14 protein-coding genes are annotated in these 18,622 nt (G+C 70.3%); 6 read left to right on the top strand and 8 right to left on the bottom strand.

Annotated features, from left to right (window positions below; all coding sequences use genetic code 11):
* Positions 1-72 precede the first annotated feature (72 nt).
* From K8640_RS25015 to K8640_RS24985, 7 genes are all read right to left on the bottom strand, one after another.
* Positions 73-2,613: a carboxypeptidase regulatory-like domain-containing protein gene (locus K8640_RS25015; RefSeq protein WP_223749360.1), complete on the bottom strand. Its 2,541-nt coding sequence runs from the start codon at positions 2,611-2,613 to the stop codon at positions 73-75.
* A 246-nt stretch (positions 2,614-2,859) separates the two neighbouring features.
* Positions 2,860-6,096, bottom strand: a complete 3,237-nt coding sequence (locus K8640_RS25010; RefSeq protein ID WP_223749359.1) for a carboxypeptidase regulatory-like domain-containing protein — start codon at positions 6,094-6,096, stop codon at positions 2,860-2,862.
* Between the two features lie 67 nt (positions 6,097-6,163).
* A complete protein-coding gene (locus K8640_RS25005) occupies positions 6,164-6,385 on the bottom strand; it encodes a hypothetical protein (RefSeq protein WP_223749358.1) in 222 nt (73 codons plus the stop codon).
* A gap of 136 nt (positions 6,386-6,521) precedes the next feature.
* Positions 6,522-7,391, bottom strand: coding sequence for a cyclopropane-fatty-acyl-phospholipid synthase family protein (locus tag K8640_RS25000; protein WP_223749357.1), 870 nt, complete (start codon positions 7,389-7,391; stop codon positions 6,522-6,524).
* Entirely contained in the window at positions 7,388-8,125 is a 738-nt protein-coding gene (locus tag K8640_RS24995) for a hypothetical protein (protein ID WP_223749356.1), read from the bottom strand. Before K8640_RS24995 ends, K8640_RS25000 begins: the two co-directional genes overlap by 4 nt.
* Entirely contained in the window at positions 8,122-9,474 is a 1,353-nt protein-coding gene (locus K8640_RS24990) for a HAMP domain-containing sensor histidine kinase (protein ID WP_223749355.1), read from the bottom strand. Before K8640_RS24990 ends, K8640_RS24995 begins: the two co-directional genes overlap by 4 nt.
* A complete protein-coding gene (locus tag K8640_RS24985; RefSeq protein WP_223749354.1) occupies positions 9,471-9,788 on the bottom strand; it encodes a hypothetical protein in 318 nt (105 codons plus the stop codon). Before K8640_RS24985 ends, K8640_RS24990 begins: the two co-directional genes overlap by 4 nt.
* 505 nt (positions 9,789-10,293) lie before the next feature.
* Here K8640_RS24985 and K8640_RS24980 point away from each other — a divergent pair.
* The 3 genes from K8640_RS24980 (at position 10,294) to K8640_RS24970 (ending at position 13,085) form a co-directional block, all read left to right on the top strand.
* On the top strand, positions 10,294-11,193 hold the full coding sequence (locus K8640_RS24980) for a halocarboxylic acid dehydrogenase DehI family protein (RefSeq protein WP_223749353.1): 900 nt from the start codon (positions 10,294-10,296) through the stop codon (positions 11,191-11,193).
* 260 nt (positions 11,194-11,453) lie between these two features.
* The gene (locus K8640_RS24975; RefSeq protein ID WP_223749352.1) at positions 11,454-12,356 is read left to right on the top strand and encodes an alpha/beta fold hydrolase; all 903 of its coding nucleotides are present in this window, start codon (positions 11,454-11,456) and stop codon (positions 12,354-12,356) included.
* Positions 12,357-12,422: 66 nt separating this feature from the next.
* Complete coding sequence (locus tag K8640_RS24970; protein WP_223749351.1) at positions 12,423-13,085, top strand: hypothetical protein; 663 nt, start codon at positions 12,423-12,425, stop codon at positions 13,083-13,085.
* Here K8640_RS24970 and K8640_RS24965 read toward each other — a convergent pair.
* Positions 13,064-13,777: a site-specific DNA-methyltransferase gene (locus K8640_RS24965; protein ID WP_223749350.1), complete on the bottom strand. Its 714-nt coding sequence runs from the start codon at positions 13,775-13,777 to the stop codon at positions 13,064-13,066. The genes K8640_RS24970 and K8640_RS24965 overlap by 22 nt on opposite strands.
* A 152-nt stretch (positions 13,778-13,929) precedes the next feature.
* Between K8640_RS24965 and K8640_RS24960 the strand changes: the two genes are divergently transcribed.
* The 3 genes from K8640_RS24960 to K8640_RS24950 all read left to right on the top strand — a co-directional run bounded on the left by K8640_RS24960 (position 13,930) and on the right by K8640_RS24950 (position 18,031).
* Positions 13,930-14,715 (top strand): alpha/beta fold hydrolase, encoded by a 786-nt coding sequence (locus tag K8640_RS24960; RefSeq protein ID WP_223749349.1) that lies wholly within the window; start codon positions 13,930-13,932, stop codon positions 14,713-14,715.
* 25 nt (positions 14,716-14,740) lie between these two features.
* Positions 14,741-15,181: a hypothetical protein gene (locus K8640_RS24955; RefSeq protein WP_141332580.1), complete on the top strand. Its 441-nt coding sequence runs from the start codon at positions 14,741-14,743 to the stop codon at positions 15,179-15,181.
* 243 nt (positions 15,182-15,424) lie between these two features.
* On the top strand, positions 15,425-18,031 hold the full coding sequence (locus K8640_RS24950; protein WP_223749348.1) for a right-handed parallel beta-helix repeat-containing protein: 2,607 nt from the start codon (positions 15,425-15,427) through the stop codon (positions 18,029-18,031).
* Positions 18,032-18,622: the final 591 nt, after the last annotated feature.

Genomic DNA, 18,622 nt, shown 5'->3' with positions numbered 1-18,622 from the left:
CGGCTGCTGACGTCGAAGCCTCAGGATAGCAGCCGGAGCCCCACGAGCCTCTGGGCAAGTCGCGCGTGGCCGTCACCCGCCGGGGGAGATGCGGACCGTCACTTCATGCTGCGAGGCATCCACCTGCACGGCCTGCGTGAGGACCTTGTCGTGAACGCTCAATCGGAGCGTCAGCGGCCCGGAGGGGACATGGTCCAGATTGAAGCGTCCGTCCTTGTCCGACCTGGAGTGGGCGAGCATCCTGGAATGGCGAGAGTATTCATCGTCCTCGAGCCATTCACTCAAGAGCATGACCTCAACGCCCTTGACGGGCGCTCCTGTCTCCGCGTCGAGCACCACGCCCCGAAGCGCTCGGCCGGTCTCCAGCCGTATCTCCCCGAGGTCGACGTCCGGCCCGTCCCAGCCACCCAGCACACCGCGCTCCACGGAGGGCAGGCCCTTCACGCTGAAGATGAAGGGCGCGACCTTCACGTGCTCATGATTCTCCAGGGAGAAGGTTCCATCGGGTGAAGTCACGGGCATGCGATTGACCTCGAACTCACGAATCGGCGCACCTTCGGGACCGACGAGCCGGCCTCGGACATGGGTGCGCCGCTTCATCACCAGCCGCACCTGCGTCGCGTCTGCTCCGACATGGGCCTCGTTGTCTTTCGCGGTGACCCCTGTCGAACGCTCAGCGCGCAGTTCATGGCCCGCGAGGGTTGCGCTGAGAGAGTAGGTCTCGAGGCCCAGTCCTCGGAGGATGAAGCGTCCATCTGCATCGGAGGCGACTCCCTCCGGGATGCTCACGCCGCAACCCCACTTGAGATTCATCTTGTTGAGGCCTCGCCCGGCGGGTGCCTCGGCGCGCACGAAGACGCCGCGCAACGGAGTCCCGCTGGAATCGACGACGACTCCTTCCAGGGTGCGAGGCTCAGGGAGTCGTAGCTCCACCTTCGTCACCTCGCCCTCTCGCACCTCCACTTCGGTCCAGGTCGCCAGGTCCGCGCTCGGTGTCAGCGCCTCTGCCCGCAACTGGTAGCGTCCAGGTGCGACCGCCTCATGTGAGAAGCGGCCGAGCGGGTCCGTGTCTTCATTCGCCAGAGGTTGAGCGGGGTCGCTGAATTCGAGGGGGACCAGGTAGACGGTGTACTGGGCGAGCGGGAGCCCACGCGTATCGGTCAGGGTTCCTTGCACCGAGCCCCCCGTGCTCATCGTCACGAGCAGGTCCTTCGCGGGCGCTCTCGTCTTCAGATGCTGCGTGACGAAGTGGTCGCTGCGCGCGGTCAGCACGAAGTCATGGGGTGCGGCCACATCCAGGACGAAAGCGCCCTCGGAGTCCGTGTACGTGCTCCAATCCATGTGTAACAGGTAGTCCGGTGAGTCCTCCAGGGAGAGATAGGCTCCCGCCAGGGGACGTCCTTCCTTGTCCACCACGCGTCCCGCGATGGAGATGGCGTCCATCAGCGCGAAGTTCATGGGGCCCATGCCGTGCGCCAGCTCGACGCTCGGGTCGCTGTCGTACGAGTCGATGTACCCGGGGGCATCGATGGCGAAGCGCCAGCGGCCCGGCTCCACGGGGCCCAGGCGGTAGCGTCCATCCGCGCCGGTGGTGATCTCCAACGTCTGTTGGGGACTCTGTTCAGGTGTCGCCTTCACGCGTGCGCCCACCACGGGCTCTCCCCGAGCCTCGCCGACGATGGTTCCCTCCACGTACAGGGCGTCGCCCAGGTTCAGGACAACCTCGGGCGGCGACTCCGCGTCCAGGCTCACCCGAGCGAGCGCGGCGAGTCCCGCCTGTTCCGCGGTGAGCACATACGTGTCCGCGCTCAGCTCGAACGCGAAGCGCCCCTCCGCATCCGTTCGCGCCTCCGAGCGGCCCCCGTCCCGTCTCCAGTCCTTCGGGCTCGCGATGACCTCCACACCCTCCACGGGCACGCCCTGCAACACCACGCGGCCCGTGAGCGTGCGCGGTGGGTACATCCGGAGCTCGAGGCCCGGGGAGGGAAAGAACTCCGAGATGAACCTGGGGCGCCAGCCCTCTTTCGTGGCGAGCAAGTGGTACTTGCCGTCTGGCAGGGGACCCATCTCGAATCGTCCCCGCGCATCGGTGCGCGCGTCGAAGAATCGGGTGGTCTGTGCGCTCACCATCAGCACGGAGACTCCTTCCAGGGGCTGGTCGTCATCACCCACGACCTGTCCTGAGAGTTTCTCCCGGGACTCGAGGGCCAGCTCCACGCCTTGACTGCCCGCGGGCACGCCCGTACGCAGAGCGGCCCCTTGCTCCGAGAGCGCGAGCACCGCTTGGGGGCCCGAGGGCAATCCCTCCAGGACGAAGGTGCCATCCTCGGCCGACAACGTCTCTGCGTGGACGGGTGACTCGCCTTGCCGCGCGAGGAGCATGTCGAGGAGGTCGTCGTCGGAGGCGGAACTGCAGCCCAGGAAGCCCTGTCCGTGCGAGGGCTCGCGCGACAAGGCCCTCTTGCGTGACAGGGACTCCGCCGAGCAGGAGAACGCCGAGAGCGTCTCTCCCTCCTCGGGCCACGACGCAGACACGAGCGCCCCCGCGATGGGCCTGCCCGAAATGTCCACGACGATGCCCCGGATGGAAAGCCCGGTGCGCGGGCGGGGCAAGGGAGGAGACCTGCGTGCAAGGGCACCTGACTCCGGTGCGGACACGCGTTGGGCAACGTCCGCTTCCCGCCGAGTCTCCGACGGCGCGTCATCCCCCCACAGCACCCCAGCGAGGAGCACGAGCACCCCGGCGGCGATGCCTCCCACAATCCATCCACGCATGACGGGCTCCGGTGGTCCGACGTCCAGGCGTCAGGATTACGACCGGTGCCCCCGCGACTTCCTCACGACTCCGTCATGACTTCCTCACGGCTGGCTCGCGGCGACCCCGAACGTCCGCCAGACGGGCCGCACCGTGTGAGACATCGTGCCGCTCGCGGGAACGTCCAGCACCTCCGCGTGGTACCGGTCGTCCTCGGGCCCCATGAAGAAGAGGGTCGTCTTCCCCGTGGGCACATGGGTGAAGGTGAAGACGTGCTCCGTGTCGTCCCCTCCAAGCTGCCCTTCCTGTCCCAGGCTCATCCACCGCTGGAGGTCCTCGGAACGCTCGGGCAGCGGCGGGGTGCCGTGGACCAATCGCAGGTACGTGTTCTCGTGGAAGGGGGCACGGACCGTCAGCGTGGAGCCCCCGGTCACGGGTTGGAGGAGCACGGACACCTCCCCACTGTCGGGGACCTCCACGGCTTGCGGCAGGTAGTTGAGGGCGCTGTCCTTCTTGCGCGCCCCTTCCGCCTTCAGCAGGTAGCGCCCCGGCGTGAGCCCTCCCATCTCCATGCGGCCCTTGTCCAGGGTCGCCCAGTCCGAAAATCCCTCGGGCCCCTGGACGGTGACGGTTCCGTCGAGCGGCGCACCTCGGAGGTCCACCGCCTTCGTGAGCAGGCGCGCGCCGGGCTGCAGCCGCACCGTCACCTCCTGCTGCGAGGCCTCCACCGTCACGCGCTCCTCGCGGTAGTTTCCGCGCTGGCTCACGAGGAGCGTGAGCGTCCCCGTGGTGACGGGCCCCAGCGCGAAGCGCCCCGCTTCGTCCGTCAGGCTGTGGATGGCGGTCCGCTCGTTGACGTGCACCTGCACGTTGGCGCGAGGCAGGGGCGCTCCCGTCCGTGCATCGACCACCACGCCCCGCAGCCTCCGTCCCGCCCCCAGCCGAATCTCCCCCAGGTCGACATCCGGCCCGTCCAAGCCGCCCTTCACGTCGCGCAGCACCGAGAGCAAGCCCTCCGCCTCGAAGGCGAAGGTGGTGATACCGGGACCCTCACGATTGGGCACCGAGAAGGTGCCATCCTCGGACGTCACCCGAATGGAATCGACGTTGAACTCGGTGACGGGTGCGCCCTCCGGTCCGACGACGCGTCCCCGCACGTGGGCATACCGCTTCATCACCAGCCGCACCTGCTTCACGTCGGCAGGGGCGACGACCAGGCCGTCCTCGAGGAGCACCCCCGTGGATTGCTCCGGGCTCAGCGCGTAGGCCAGGTGCAGGGCGGTGAGCGAGTGCTTCTCCCGCCCCATCCCTCGAATCAGGAAGCGTCCGTCCGCGTCGGTCTCGACCCCGTTCGGTGGCCCATGGCGATGGCGCGAATGGATGAGCACCAGGCCGCCCTGGGGGTTCGGCGCGAGCGAGTGGGCCCGGACGAAGGCCCTGCGGATGGGAGCCCCCGCGCCATCGACGACGATGCCCTCCAGGTTGCGCTGCTCGGCGAGCCGCAGGTCCACCTTCGTCACCTCGCCCTGACGGACCTCCACCTCGGTGGAGACCTCCTGGTTCACGCCGTCCGTCACCTGCTGGGCCACGATGCGATAGCGCCCCGGAGGAACGCCCTTGCGCGAGAAGCGTCCCTCGGACGTCAGGCCCCGCGCGGTCAGTATCTCACCCGGCTCTTCGGTCTCCAGCGGAGCGACGTACACGGTGAACCCGGAGAGCGGCAGGCCCCGGGCATCGGACAGCGTCCCCTCCACTTCGCCACCGGCGCGCAACGTGACGAGCACATCCCGAGCGGGAGCCGTCATCTTCAATCGCTGGGTGACGAAGCGATAGGTCTGCGGGATGAGCTCGTACTCACCGGGGGCCGATGCATCCAACACGAACGCACCGTCTGAATCGGTGAGCGCGGTCTCCTGCGTCACGTAGTCCACCGGGTCCTCGAGCCCGGCCTGCTCCAGGTTCAAGTGGATGCCCGCGATGGGATGGCCCGCTTCGTCCACCACGCGTCCGGAGATGGAGGCGGCGCGCTCCAGCGTGAAGTCATGACGGCTCGAACCCGGAGTCAGCTTGAGCTCCTGTCCATGGGGCAGGTCGATGTATCCGCGAGCCTCGACGAGAAAGTCCCACGGGCCCGGCTCCACGGGGCCCAGTCGATAGCGTCCATCGGTGCCCGTGGTGCCCTTCAGCTCGCGATGGGGAATCAGCTGGGAGGTCGCTGTCACGACAGCCCCTGCCACCGGTTCGCGTTGAGTCGCGCCGAAGACCGAGCCCTCGACATGGAAGGCCTCTCCCAGGTTCATCACCACCTCGGCAGGAGGCGTCTTCTCCACCGTCACGCGCGCGAGCGCATGGCGCCCTTCCCGCTCCGCGGTGAGCACATACACGCCCGGGTCCAGCTCGAACGCGAAGCGCCCCTCCGGGTCCGTGCGCAGCTTCAGCGGAAGCTCCCCCTCCTCACGGGTCGCGACCACCTCCACGTCCTTCGCGGGGGCGCCCGAGGACAGCACCCGACCGGTGAGCGCGCGTGGCCGCGACATCCGAATCTCCAGGTGCTTGTCCAGATAGAGCTGGTCGGCGAGCACGGGAGGCCAGCCCTCCTTCGTCGCGAGCACGACGTGGCTGTCCGCGGGGAGCGGTCCCACCTCGAAGCGTCCCTGCGCATCGGTGCTCGTATCGAAGAAGCGCGTGTTCTGGTGGCTCACCACCAGGATGGAGACCTCGGCCAGGGGCGCGCCGTCCTCGTCCACCACCTGCCCTGACACCCGCGGGCGATGCTCGACCAACAGCTCCACGTCCTCGCTCCCTGCGGGCACGCCGGGTCGCGAGGCCGCGCCCTGCTCGGAGAGCGCGAGCAGCGTCTGCGGTCCCGCGGGCAGTCCCTCCAACACGAAGGTGCCGTCCTCGGCGGAGACGGTCTCCGCATGGACGGGGGACTCGCCCTCGCGCGCCAGGAGCAGCGAGAGGACGGTGTCCCGGGTCCTCGGCAGACAGTCCGTGACGTTGTCCTGGCGCGTGGTCTCCACGAGGAGCTCCGGGTGGGCGCCACCCTCCCAGGGGCACGGCAGCGTGGACAGCGTCTGCCCGTCCTCGGGCCACGACGCGGAGACGCGAGCGCCCGACACGGGACGACCGAGCCGGTCCACCACGGTGCCGCGGATGGACAGGCCCGCGCTCGAGGGCGGCAGGGGCGCGGACGTCCGAACCTGCCTGGCGCGCTCGGAGCGGGTGCGCGACGCGGAGGCGCGCTCACGCGTGGGAGAGGACTCCTCGGCGCGCCACCGGCCCCAGGCGAGGAGCACCAACAAGACCGCGATGCATGCCCCCACAATCCACCCGCGCATGAAGACTCCGGCTGACCGACGTCGCGGCGTCAGGATAGCAGCCGGAGCCCACCTCGCGCGGAAGGCGCTACCGCATCTGGCCGCTGCCCGCGTCGGTGCCCTGCATCTGCTGGCCGTTGCCGTAGTTGCCGCTGCCGCCGGTGCCCTCCTGGTGCTGCAGGGCATCCCGGTTGCGACCCGAGCCGCCCATGGCCCCCGAGTTGTCCTCACGGCTGCGCTCCCGGCAGCCCGTCGCCATCAGCGTCGCCGCCACCGCCACCACCGTCATCCATCGCGTGAAGGTCTTCATTTCGTGCCTCCTTTCAGGCTCGCCCAAGGCTGGGGGCGCACCTGGCGGGGCGCACGATGGACGCGGACGCTCGGCCCCACGACCGCCCCGGACCCGGAGGCCGCCTGGGGTGTCTCCACGTCGCGAGAACCGTTGCTCAGTCCTCGCGACGCAGCACGAGCAGGCCGTACTCGAGTCCGCCATCCATCAACGCCTGCTGGAGCCGCAGGTGCTCGCGGCGCGACTCGCTCCGGGCGAGCACGCGCGAGGGCGGCTGTCCCGGTGTCGAGTAGCGCTCATGCGCGAGCAGCTCCAGCGTGAGCGACCAGAACCCCACCGCGCGCCCGGACACGTCGTCGCGCACCTCCAGCTCCAGCCCGGCCGCGTGCGCGGCGGACAGGTACTCATCCACGGCGCCGATGCGCGTGCGCCAGTACCGGTCGAACGGCGCGGCCAACTCCGGTCGCCCCAGGAAGCAGTCCGCGATGGCCAGCACGCCGCCGGGACGCAAGAGCGCGCGCACCCGGCGGAACCACTCCGCGCGAGGCAGGTAGCTGCTGCTCTCCACCGCCACCACCGCGTCGAAACACGCGCGCCCCGGCACCGCCAGCGCGTCACAGTGCATCGGCTTCACCCGCGCGCCCACGCCCTCGATTTCGGCGAACGTGCGCACCAGCTCCACGTGCGAGGGCACGTTCGTCACCGCCGTCACCCACGCCCGATGCGCGGAGGCCCAGTACAGCGCGCCGCCGCCCAGGCCGCAGCCCACGTCCAGCACGTCGCCGCCGTCGGGGAAGCGCCCCACCGCGCGCGCCAGCTCCGCGAGCAGCGCCTCCTGGGACGCATGCACGCGCTCGCGCACCAGCGGCTCGGGCTCGCCGGGTGGGGGCACGTCATCCACCAGGCCCACGTGGAAGTGCACGCGCGGACCGGGGCCATAGCGGCGGAGGATTCGCTCGGTCTTCTCTTCGTAGTAGGCGGCCACGGCGTCGTGGCGGGCTTCGGACCGTGGGGGTTCGACCCTCATGGCTCCACCTCCGGAAGAATGGGTTCGATGCGTCGCAGCGCCGCGTCCAGGCAGCGCAGGTCCTGGGCGCGCAGCGACTCGGCGGCCTGTCGTGCCCACGTCACCACCGTGAGCCGGTCCTCCACGGGCATGGAGGTGAAGCGCGTGTCCTTGGAGCGGATGTCCTCGGCGACATGCGCCGCCACGCCCAGCGCGAGCCCCACCTGCACCGCGCGCTCCTCCAAGCGAGTGCCCGCCCACAGCACGCGCAGGTACGCGGCCCACTGCCTTCCCGCGATGCCCTCCGCCACGCGGCGGAACAGCGGCGCCGTCCACTCCCGCGCGCGCACCTCGAGCGCCTGGGGTCCCGCGGCGAGGGCCAGCATCCGCGCGCCCTCCTCCAGTGCATTCACGGGCACGCCGGCATGGGGCTCGGCGAGCGTGGCCCACGCCAGGTTCTGCAGGAGGAACTGCGCGCAGGGGCCCACGCGCAGCGGCTCGTCGTAGTAGGTGCAGTCGCCGTCGATGAGGTCATCGGCGAGGTTGCCCGCGCAGAAGCTGAGGAACAGGCCCACGCCGCGCGCGGTGAGCATGGAGCGCTCCAGGCCCGCCTCGGCGCCGGCCTCGTAGAACAGGGGGAGGGGACCGGGCTGCGCGGCCTCGAGCGCGGCGAGCACATCGCGCTCCGACGCGTCGGGCAGCTCCAGCCGCCGCAGCACCCGCAGGGCCTCCTGGTACAGGGCTCCTCCGCTCATCGGTACTCCCTGGGTAGGAACAGGCGCAGCAGGGCTCCGCCGTCGGGGGCATTGCGTCGGTGCAGCGTCCCGCCGCTGGCGCGCAGCAGGCACTCGCTGGTGTACAGGCCCAGGCCGGTGCCCTCGGGCTTGGACGTGTAGAGCTGCTCGGCGGGCACATCGAGCAGCGCGCTGGGGAAGCCCGGCCCGTCGTCGGCGATGACGACCTCCAGCCGTCCGCTGAGCGGCTCCACGCGGGCCTGGATGCTCACCCGGCTGGCGCCGCGCTTGCCGTCGCCTTCACACGCGTTGAGCACCAGGTTCTCCACCACGCGGCGGAGCGTCGTGGCGCCGCCGCGCATCATCGCGCGCAGGGGCTGGCCGGGCTCCACCGACAGCTGGATGTCCACGTCGGGGAAGCGCAGCCCCACGCTGGCGCGCACGCCCTCGAGCAGCGCAGGCAGCTCCACCGGCTCCGGCTCCGAGCCGACGTAGCGCCGGCCCTTGGCGCGAATCTCCGCGACCATCTCCCGAATCTGGCGGAGGCTCTCGTTGAGGGTCCTGAGCAGGTCCTCATGGTCGGCGCGGCCGTGGCCGCCGCGCTGGGTGCCCATGAACGACAGCATGTCCGCCGCGGTGGCCGCGGACATGAGGGCGCTGTCGAGCTCGTGGTGGTGACCGAGGATTTCCCCCAGCGCGCGCGACAGCCGGCCCACGTCCTGCTCCTGTTGCTCCAGGAGCTGGGCCTGCACGGCGGCGCGCAGACGCTCGGCCTCCGCGCGGGCGCGGTCGTGCTGCACGGCGAAGGTGCCCAGGTACAGCTCCGCGGTGAGGGCGGCGGGGCCGATGACGCCGAACAGGCCCAGGTGCTCGTCGCTGTCGCGCAGGGGCAGGGCCGCGAGCAGGGCCACGGTGGTGCCCAGCGCGAGGAAGGGCTGTCGGGGCGTCACGCGGTGGAGCCGGCCGTGGAACGCGGTGGTGAAGAGGAAGAGCGAGGCGATGACGGTGGCGCCCTGCAGCTCCGACATGGCCATCAGCGCGGCGAGGAAGAAGTGCAGGCTCGTCACGCCGAGCACCAGCCACACCCAACCCCACGTCTCGAGGTGGCTGCGTCGGCGGTGGACGGCGGAGAAGAGCAGGCCGCTGACGAGCATGGGGGCGGCGCACAGGAGGCCCTGCGCGAAGGGGATGCCGAAGGTGCGCTGGGCGCCGGGGGCCCACGCGACGACGGCGAGCACGGCGAGCACCACGGTGGTGAGCACCCACCAGGGGCCCACGCCGGCGGCGGCCAGCACCTCGCGAGGGTCCTGGGCGAGCGTCCAGCGGCGGAAGGCGGCCGTGACGGCGCCACCGGTGGGGCGAGGGCTCATACGGTGGTGGTCAGGGACGAGCCCGCCACTCGCTGGAGCAGGTTGACCTCGCGCGTGGCGTCCTCGACGCGTTGGCGCAGCTCGTGGACGAGCGAGGCGTGTCCGCGGCGCGTGACGCGCACCTCCACCTCGCCGCCGGCGAGCAGGTGATGCAGCGCATCGAGGACGGGCTCGAGCGCGGGGTTGAGCCCCACCGCGCCGCCGGGTCCTTCCACGGCGCCGAGCTGTTGGATGCGCAGCAGGTAGTCGTTCACCGCGCTGGCGAGCGGCACGTCGACGCGCCGTGGTGCCCAGGTGTCGTGGTCTGCCTGCATGTCGCTCTCCCCCGGGCGCGTGGTGGCGTCCTCGTTGCGATGGTGGGACTGGGGCGGAAGGCGCCGCGGGTGGGGCGTCCGCCTGGGCCCGGTGCACGCGAAGGAGCACGGGGCCTCGCATCCGTCGCCGCGGGAAGCGGGGCGGAGGCGCACGTGGGGGCTGTTTCGATGAGGTCGCGCGAAGGCATGGAGACGCACGGGTCTCCGGTGGTGCGCGTCGACGGCTGTCGAGACCTCATGCTGGTTGCCCCCCGCGAACCAGTCAGGCGCGCGGCCATCCGGCGTCGCGCGACAGGCAGCAAAGCGAGCCGTCGCCGAGGGGTCAAACGAGGCCCGTCGGGAGTGTTCTGTAGTCCGCGAGGGCCCCACCCCGAGGGGCGGCGGTGTGACGAGGGGAGGACGGGTGGGTGGGCCTGGGGAGCGGGGACATCCGGGCGGCCGGGCGTGGGGTGGAGGTGTGCTGGGCGTCGAGCCATCCGCACCGTTGCCGGCGGGGGGTGTCGTCATGGCCAGGGTGAAGCAGGTGAGCGAGCAGGAGGCGCGGGGCGACGTCGAGCGCGTCTACCACGAGCTGCGCAGGACGATGCGGGTGACGGGGGTGGACGTGTCGTTGCGGACGTGGGCGGCCTGGCCGCGCTTCTTCGTGGCGATGTGGGAGGCGATGGGGCCGAACGTGGAGACGCGGGCCTTCGAGGAGTCGGCGTTGGAGCTGTGGCAGCAGACGCTCGACACGACGGTGGCGTGGGACGAGCTGGGGGCGTGGGAGGCGGCGAAGCTGGGGCCGAGCCAGCGCTTCCACGTGCGCGGCGTGCTGGAGCTCTACGAGACGATGCTGCCGAGGGTGACGTTGATGGTGGCGGCGGTGCGGCTCGCGTTGGAGGGGCAGCGGGTGGGGCGCGGGGAGTCGCCGGGAGTCGGTGAGCGGCTGGAGCGGGGCGCGCCCTCGCGGATGGCGGCGATGGAGTGGGTGGCGGAGAAGCCGACGGAGCCGGGAGTGAAGGCGGTGTTCGCGGACATCGTGAAGACGGTGGGCCCGCCGGGGGTGCCGGGGGAGTACCGGGCGCTGGCGTGCTGGCCGGGATACCTGGAAGCGGCGTGGCGTCGGCTGAAGCCTCGAATCGGGGACGCGTCGTACCAGCAGGCGGCGGAGGTGCTGCGTGAGTCCGCGAGGCGGCGAGCGCGAGAGCTGCCGTACGTGGTGACGCTGAGCCGCCAGCGGGTGATGGCGCTGGGCGAGGACGCGGACGCGGTGCTGAAGGTGACGGAGGCGCTGGAGCGACGAGGCACGGTGTTGCTGCTGAACCTCTCGCAGCTGGTGCAGGACGTGCCGGACATGCTGCGCCAGCCGATGCCGGGCGCCGCGAGGCTGGTGCCGGACTGGGTCGCGGCGGAGGAGCTGCGATGAACCTGCGCGGTGCGCGGCGGAGGTGGCGTCTCTTGCTGACACGCGCGGTGCCGCGGCGAGGGTCCACCCCTGCCTTCAGGAGACGCGGTGATGGCAGGGGCACTGGCCGCGCCGCCTGGTGACGCGGCGAGTGACGGACCCGGTGGTGGCGGAAGCACCGCGATGGGCTGTCGTGGTGCGAGGAAGGGATGGTCGTGCCTCTGGATGGCGCAAGCCGCGACGAGGTGCATGACGGAGCCGATGGCGACGGGGGAGCAGCGATGAACTGGCGCGAGTGGCAGGGGCGGCAAGAGGTGATGGAGTCGGGTGGCCACTTCGTGAGCTACGTGGACTGGGGCAAGGGGCCGCCGGTGGTGTTGCTGCACGGCATCCCGACGTGGAGCTATCTGTGGAGCGGGCTGGCGCGAGCGCTGGCCGCGTCGCACCGGGTGTTGGTGCCGGACCTGTTGGGGTACGGCTTCTCCGACCGGAGAGACAGGTTCGACCGCTCGGTGACGCGACAGGCGGAGGTGCTGGAGGCCTGGATGGAGCGCCTGGGCGTGGTGGACGCGGCGGTGGTGGGGCACGACGTGGGAGGCGGCGTGGCGCAGCAGCTCGCGGTGCGCTACCCGCGGCGCGTGAGTCGGCTGTGTTTGATGGACAGCGTCTGTTACGACGCGTGGCCGCTCGCCCTGATGTCGCAGCTCGGCACGCCGGGGATGGCGAGGAAGCTGTCACCCGAGCGGATGACGAAGCTGCTGCGATTGGGGCTGAAGAAGAAGGGCTTCGTGAAGGCGCAGTCAGCGGAGCTGCTGGAGGGACTGCTCGCGCCCTACACGACGGAGGTCGGCTGGGTCTCGCTGTCGCGCAACGCGGTGGCGCTGAACACGAACCAGACCCAGGAGCTGGCGCCGAAGCTGGGCCAGCTCGCGGTGCCGACGCTGGTGATGTGGGGCGCGGAGGATGGATTGCTGCCCGCGAAGTACGGCGAGCGCCTGGTCTGGGACATCCCGGGTGCGCGGTGGATGCAGGTGCCGGACGCGGGGCACTTCGTGATGTGGGACGCGCCGCACACGGTGGCGATGGCGCTCTTCCGTTTCATCGAGGGCGCCTCTCCGGTGAACCATGCGCAGGTGCGCACGGTGGCGGAGGAGCTCTGGGGCACGCAAGCGCCCGTGGCCTGAGTCGAAGCGGAGGGGCGAGTGTGTTGGTGCTCGCGCGCGGAGCGTGCACGCGCTAGAGGGCGCGGCATGCGTGACCGAATCCAGGCGGTGCTTCGCCAGCTGACCCAGTCGTCCGAGCTCGAGGCTCGCTGGCTGCACACCCTGTCCCTGATGGAGTTCATCGGCGCGAGGAAGATTTCGCGCACGGTGGCGGACCGGCATCCGTCGTTGAGCGTGCTCGAGCACCTGGCGGACGAGACGCGCCACGCCTTCGCGTTCAAGCGCCTGTCCGTCGAGCTGGCGGGAAGCGAAATCACCACGTTCCTGTGTCCGGAGGGCGCGGGCCGCTATTTCCAGGCGCTGGACCACGAGCTGGCGAAGTGGGCCACGTCGTACACGGGCGCGCCGGACGTGTACCTGCACTACCTGCTCACGACGACGGCCATCGAGCGTCGCGCGATGGTGCTCTATCCGCTCTACAAGGCGGCCACGCGCAGCCCGAGCGTGAAGGAGGAACTGGGGCGCGTCGTCACGGAGGAGCAGGGCCACCGGCGCACCATCGAGGACGCGTGCGTGGCCAAGCTCTCCGCGGTGGGCGCGTCACTGGACGACGCGCTGGCGCTGGAGGAGCGGTTGTTCGGGGCCTTCATCGAGGAGCTGGAGTCCGTGGTGGCGAGCGAGCTGTCCGCCCTGCCCGTGGCCCTGAGCGCCACTGGCGCACCTCGGACCTACTCCGAATCCGAGGCCTGAGCCGCCGCGTCGTCCTGGGTGAGCACGAGCTTCTGCTCGTGCCACCGCGCGCGCAGGTTCCGAGCCTTGCGCGCGCGCTTGCGACTGAGCTCCACGCCGATGGCCTCGAGGCCCATCGCGTTGGCCACGGCGAGCGCGGTGCCATGGCCACAGAAGGGGTCCACGACGGTGCGCGTGGGGGTGTGCTCGAGGATGAAGCGGCACGCGAGCTGACACGCCTCCACGCCCATGCCGCGGGTCCACGTGACCTCGCCCGCGTCGGGGAGCACATCGGCGGTGGACTTCCCCAGGTCGACGCGGATGCCGCGAGAGAAGCACAGCATGTGGGAGTACGCGGGCCGACCGAATGTCACGGTGCCGGGGGCGCGGCGGCAGACGACCTTGTGCCAGAGCAGCCCCAGTCCCGACTCCTCGGCGGCGCGCGAGACGAGGTAACCCTTGTCGACCCAGAGCCCCTCGTCCTTCACATCGGTCTGGTAGAAGATGGCCACGCCGTCATCGGGCACGCGCGACATGACGAGCGCGGCCGCGCGGATGAACCACGCCTTCCACTCGGTGAGGGACAGCGTGGGGAACTCGGACGCATCCGGTAGCGAGGCCACCGCCGAGCAGCCCGTCAGGATGGGTTGCGCCGCGAGCCACGTGAGCGCGTCCTCGCAGTGCACCGTTCGCCCGGCCGTGGTGTGGAGCATCCCCTCTCGTTATCACTCCACGAGCCAACCTCACACGTACCGGCGGCGAATGCCTACATGGGAATCTTGAGCCGCTCCCGGGTGTCCTGACTTGCTTTCGCTCCCGTACATTAATTCAATGCCGCTTTATCCTTTTCGTCCGGAGAGACGACATGCCCACGATTTCCGCAACTGACGGGACTTCACTTCACTACCGAGTCATCGGTGACGGGCCGCGCACGGTGGTGTTGGTGCACGGGTGGATGGTGTCGGGTGCGGTGTGGGACGGGCTGGTGGAGCGGCTGGACCTGACGGGGTTGCGGCTGGTGATTCCGGACGCGCGAGGCACGGGGCAGTCGGGCAAGGCGGCCGGCGGCTACACGCTGGAGGGCCTGGCGAGGGATGTGCTGACGGTGGTGGACGCGGTCGGTGCGGAGCGCTTCACGGTGGTGGGGCACAGCATGGGTGGGCAGCTGGCGCAGTGGGTCGCGTCGGAGGTCCCCGCGCGGGTGGACGCGTTGCTGCTGCTCAACACGGTGCCGGCGTCGGGGTTGCCGCTGCCTCCGGACGCGGCGGGGCTGTTCCGCACGTCGGCGGGAGACCGCGAGAAGCAGAAGACCATCCTGGGGCTCGCGTGCAAGAAGCTGCTGCCGGAGCAGTTGGAGGTCTTGTTGAAGGACGCGGGCGCGGTGAGCGCGGCGTCGATTGAGGGCGCCTTCGATGCGTGGACGAAGGGTGGCATCCAGGAGCGGCTGGCGCGCATCGCGGCGCCGACGTTGGTGGTGTCCACGGATGACGCCTTCCTGCCGCCGGCCTTCTTGAGGGAGGCCGTGGTGGCGCCCATCCGGCGCGCGCGCATGGCTCACATTCCGGGCCCGGGTCACTATCCGCACGTGGAGCACCCCCAGGAGACCGCGGCGGTGTTGTCCGCCTTCCTGGCCGGCTCCGCGCCCGCCTGATTCCGGCTTCGAGGGAGGCATCACGATGGCCTGGAGCATGTCCTTCGACTACGACGCGCCGAACGATGTCGTGACGGCGAACTTCACGGACTGCGTCCTGGTGAATGAGGAGGATGTCCTGCGATGGCGGCGTGAGGTGGAGGTGCACCTCGCGCGCTACGCGGGCTCGGGCAAGGTGGACCTGCTCATCAACCTGGATGGGTTGGTGGTGAAGTTCACCGCGGGCCGGGTCTTCGGCAAGGAGCGCCGCGAGGTGCTTGAGCGCTACACACACCGCTCGTACCGCTTCGGTGGTGACGAGATGACGCGCATGTTCGTGCTCACCAGTGGCGCCATCAACGGCGCGGCGGTGAACCACTACCTGACGCGAGACGAGGCGCTCGCCGCGCTGAAGGCCGAGCGCGAGGCCTTGCGTCAGCGGGGCCCGTCTCCGTTCGGCGGTGGCTTCATCGGCGGCAAGGTCTGAGGCGCGAGGGCCCGAGCCCGGCGCATCACCTGTCGCACCTTCCTCCCAGCACCCATGGATGGACGCTGGGAGGACGCTCCCCATGGGATGTGTGTGTCATCGTCCTGACGAGGACCTGCCTCGTGGGGAGGTGTGGGGCAGGAGCCGGGCAGGCGGTCCTGGCGGGGAGCGTGGCCGGTTGCTTGGGAGGCCGCGTGCTTGTCGATATCGTGTGGCACCCGACATCGCTGAGAGGACGTCACCATGAACCGAGCGAACTCGATGCGCCTGGCCCTGCTCGCTGGCGCGCTGGTGCTGTCCGTGGGGTGCCATCTCGAGGAGCCCTTGGGGGTGAGCCCGGAGGCCACGGGCTCGCTGCGCGTGGTGACGGTGTTGCCGCGCTCGCTGCCATTGGACCAGGTGGCGAAGGTGGAGGTGACGGTGACGCCGACGCAGGGCGAGCCGGTCTCGACGGTCCTCGAAGGCGCGGGTGACTCCTGGGGCGGACTGATGAGGAGCCTGCCCCCGGGCCGCGTGGGCACGGTGAGGGCGCGGGTGCTGGACGCCGCGGACGGGGTGGTGGGAGAGGTGAGCGTGGCGGACGTGGAGCTGGAGAAGCACCGTCCCGCGCTGCTCGTGCTGGTTCCCCATCGGGTGAATCCCTCGTTGGGGAGCACGGCGCCCATCATCGATGCGGTGGTGGGCTCACGCGCCGCGGTGTCTCCGGGAGAGTCCATCCGGTTCCGGGTGGTGGCGCGGGGCGCGGAGCCCTCGGAGACGCTGACGTATGCGTGGGAGGCGGTGGAGGGACAGTTCGCCGACAAGGGTGTCTCGGATGCGGAGTGGACGGCGCCGCTGCGCCGCGGGCCGGATGCGTTGACCTTGAAGGTCATGGGGGCGCAGGGGGCGGTGTCCACGCTGCGGTTCTCCGTGGACGTGGCGCTCGGGGGTGGGTGGGGAGCTGCGCACGAGGCCTCGCTGGAGCGCGACCCGGTGGTGACGGAGCTGGGCGCCCGGCCGGGCTCCCAGGTGCGAGTGGGCACGCCGGTGGAGCTGGAGGTGACGGCGGTGGATGACGATGGGGACCTGCTCTCCTACGCGTGGACGTCCACCTGCGAGGGCGAGTTCGAGGACGCGACCTCACCGACGACGCGCTTCACGCCGATGGAGGCGCCCCAGGTCGCGTGTGACAATTGCCAGTTGAGCGTGAGGATTTCCGACAACGCGACGAGGGCCTCGCAGGTGCGCTCGTTGAATCTGTGCGTGACGAACCCCCAGCCGCCGACGCTCACGGAGGTGACGCAGTCCTCGGAGGACGCCTTCGCGGGGCAGTTGGTGCGGCTGTCCGCGTCCGCGACGGACCCGCAGGGGGAGCCGCTGACCTTCGCGTGGACGGCGAACACGGGGCTCCTGGGGAACATGGTGCGAGGGGCCGGAACGGGCTCGGCGGACTGGGTGATGCTGTCCTGCGCCCCGAGGGATGTGACGCCCACCATCACGCTGACCGTCACGAATGCCTCCGGGTTGAGTGTGACGCGAGTCCTGGTGGTGGAGTGGGAAGACCTGTGGTGTGACGAGCATGCGCCGTGTCCGGCGGTGTTGGGAGCCTCGACGGTGACGTTGACGGCGGACTGCACCACGGCGCAGACGGTGTGGATTCCGGACGGGTACACGCTCGACGGTGGCGGTCACGTGCTCACGGCGGTGGACCCTCGCGACGGCCGCTTCCGAGGCGCGGTGTTGAGCAGCCTGGGGACGACGGCGCATGTGAGGGACGTGACGGTGGCGGCGCGAGGGTTGTCGGAGCTGACGTGTGACGCGGGCTCGGCCCGGCTGCGCGGCATCCTGTTCGACGGCGCGAGCGGCTCCATCCTCGACAGCGTGGTCCGGGACGTGAACCAGAAGGAAGGGGAGGGGGGCTGTCAGGAGGGTGTGGCCATCGAGGTGCGCAACGCGCGCGACGCCGAGTCGGTGACGCACGTGGAGGTGCTGCGCAACCACGTGGTGGGTTACCAGAAGGCGGGCATCGTCGGCACGGGCAAGGTGGAGCTGAACCTGGAGGACAACCGTGTCGAGGGCGGTGGGCCCGTGCCCTTCATCGCGAGGAACGGCATCCAGTTCAGCGACGGGGCCACGGGGCGGGCCACGGGCAACCGCGTGACGGGGCACGCCTACACGGGAGACTCCGCGGTGGCCTCGGGCATCCTGGTCGCGGGCGGGGCGTACTACGGGTTCGCGCTGTGCGAGGACATCGTCCTCTTCGAGAACACGGTGGAGGACAACGACGTCGGCATCAATCTGTCTCAGGGAGAGGCGGGCGGAGGGCCACTGGCGGTATCGACCCGGCTCCAGGTGTCGCGAAACACCGTGACCCACCGCGGGCCGGTGACGAACGGCTATCCGTACCAGGCGGGCATCTCCGACCTGGGGGGCGCCAACGCCATCAGCCAGAACAAGGTGAGCGGGCCCGGGTATGACCGAGGCACGCAGCCTGGGGCCACCTTCGATGTGGACGTGGTGGCGGGCGCGGCTTCCCAGCTCTTCTTCATGACCCCGGCGCGAGAGACCGCGGTGGGCCGATGCTCGGAGGGGCTGGTGGTGCAGAGCCAGGACAGTCGAGGCAACCTGTCCGCACTGGCGGCCCCCTCGCTGACGTTGGAAGGGACGGGACCGGCGGCGGCGGGGGTGTCCCTCTTCGCGGATGCGACCTGTACGACGCCGCTGGCGACCTCGGGAGACGGGTGGTCGCTGGTGCTGGAGAGGACGCAGCAGGAAGCGACGTTCTATTTCCAGGCGGCGCAGGTGGGAGAGCTGACGCTCACGGTGAGCGGGGACGGCGTGACGGGCTCACAGCTCCAGCGCGTGCGGTGATGCATCGACAGGGAGCGGAGGCTCCCAGTCTCCATGTAGGTGCATGGAGCAGCTGGAACGGACGTCCGAGCCAGTGGGACAAGTAGACGACCCAAGGCTCGTTCTCTTGGTTGGGCTCACGCCGAGCTCCCAGGGTCGAGCGTTTCCGAGGCGTGGATTCAAGGACGGCGCCCGGTGGTTCACGGTCGCAGCGGGAGTTCCTCCAGCAGGTTGGCTGGAGCCGTGCCCGGGTGAGATCCAACGGGGGACGGGGTGGGGTGGAGAAATCCGACGCGCCCTGTCACGAAAAGTTGATGCGTTTCCAGGATCAGTGGTACATGCCGCTCCCCCGCAACGAAGCCGCGCACTGGCGCGGAGCACTTCGTGGTGGGAGCAGGAACATCGACGGAATACAGCGGTCAACGAAGCGAGTTGACAGGAGACGCGGCGGTGATAGAAGCCGCGCCCCCGACGAAGAAACCCGAGCGGTAGGCGGGCAGGAGCGGCGGGGCGGTCAACGAAGCAGCAGTTGACACGGGATGCGGCGAAGAGGTAGAAGCCGCGCCCCTCCGGAAGAAAGCAGCGGAAGCCACTGGGCGGCGCTGAGGACTT

The organism is Myxococcus sp. XM-1-1-1, assembly GCF_020037095.1.
Lineage (GTDB): Bacteria > Myxococcota > Myxococcia > Myxococcales > Myxococcaceae > Myxococcus > Myxococcus fulvus.
This window is presented reverse-complemented; position numbering and strand designations above follow the sequence as displayed.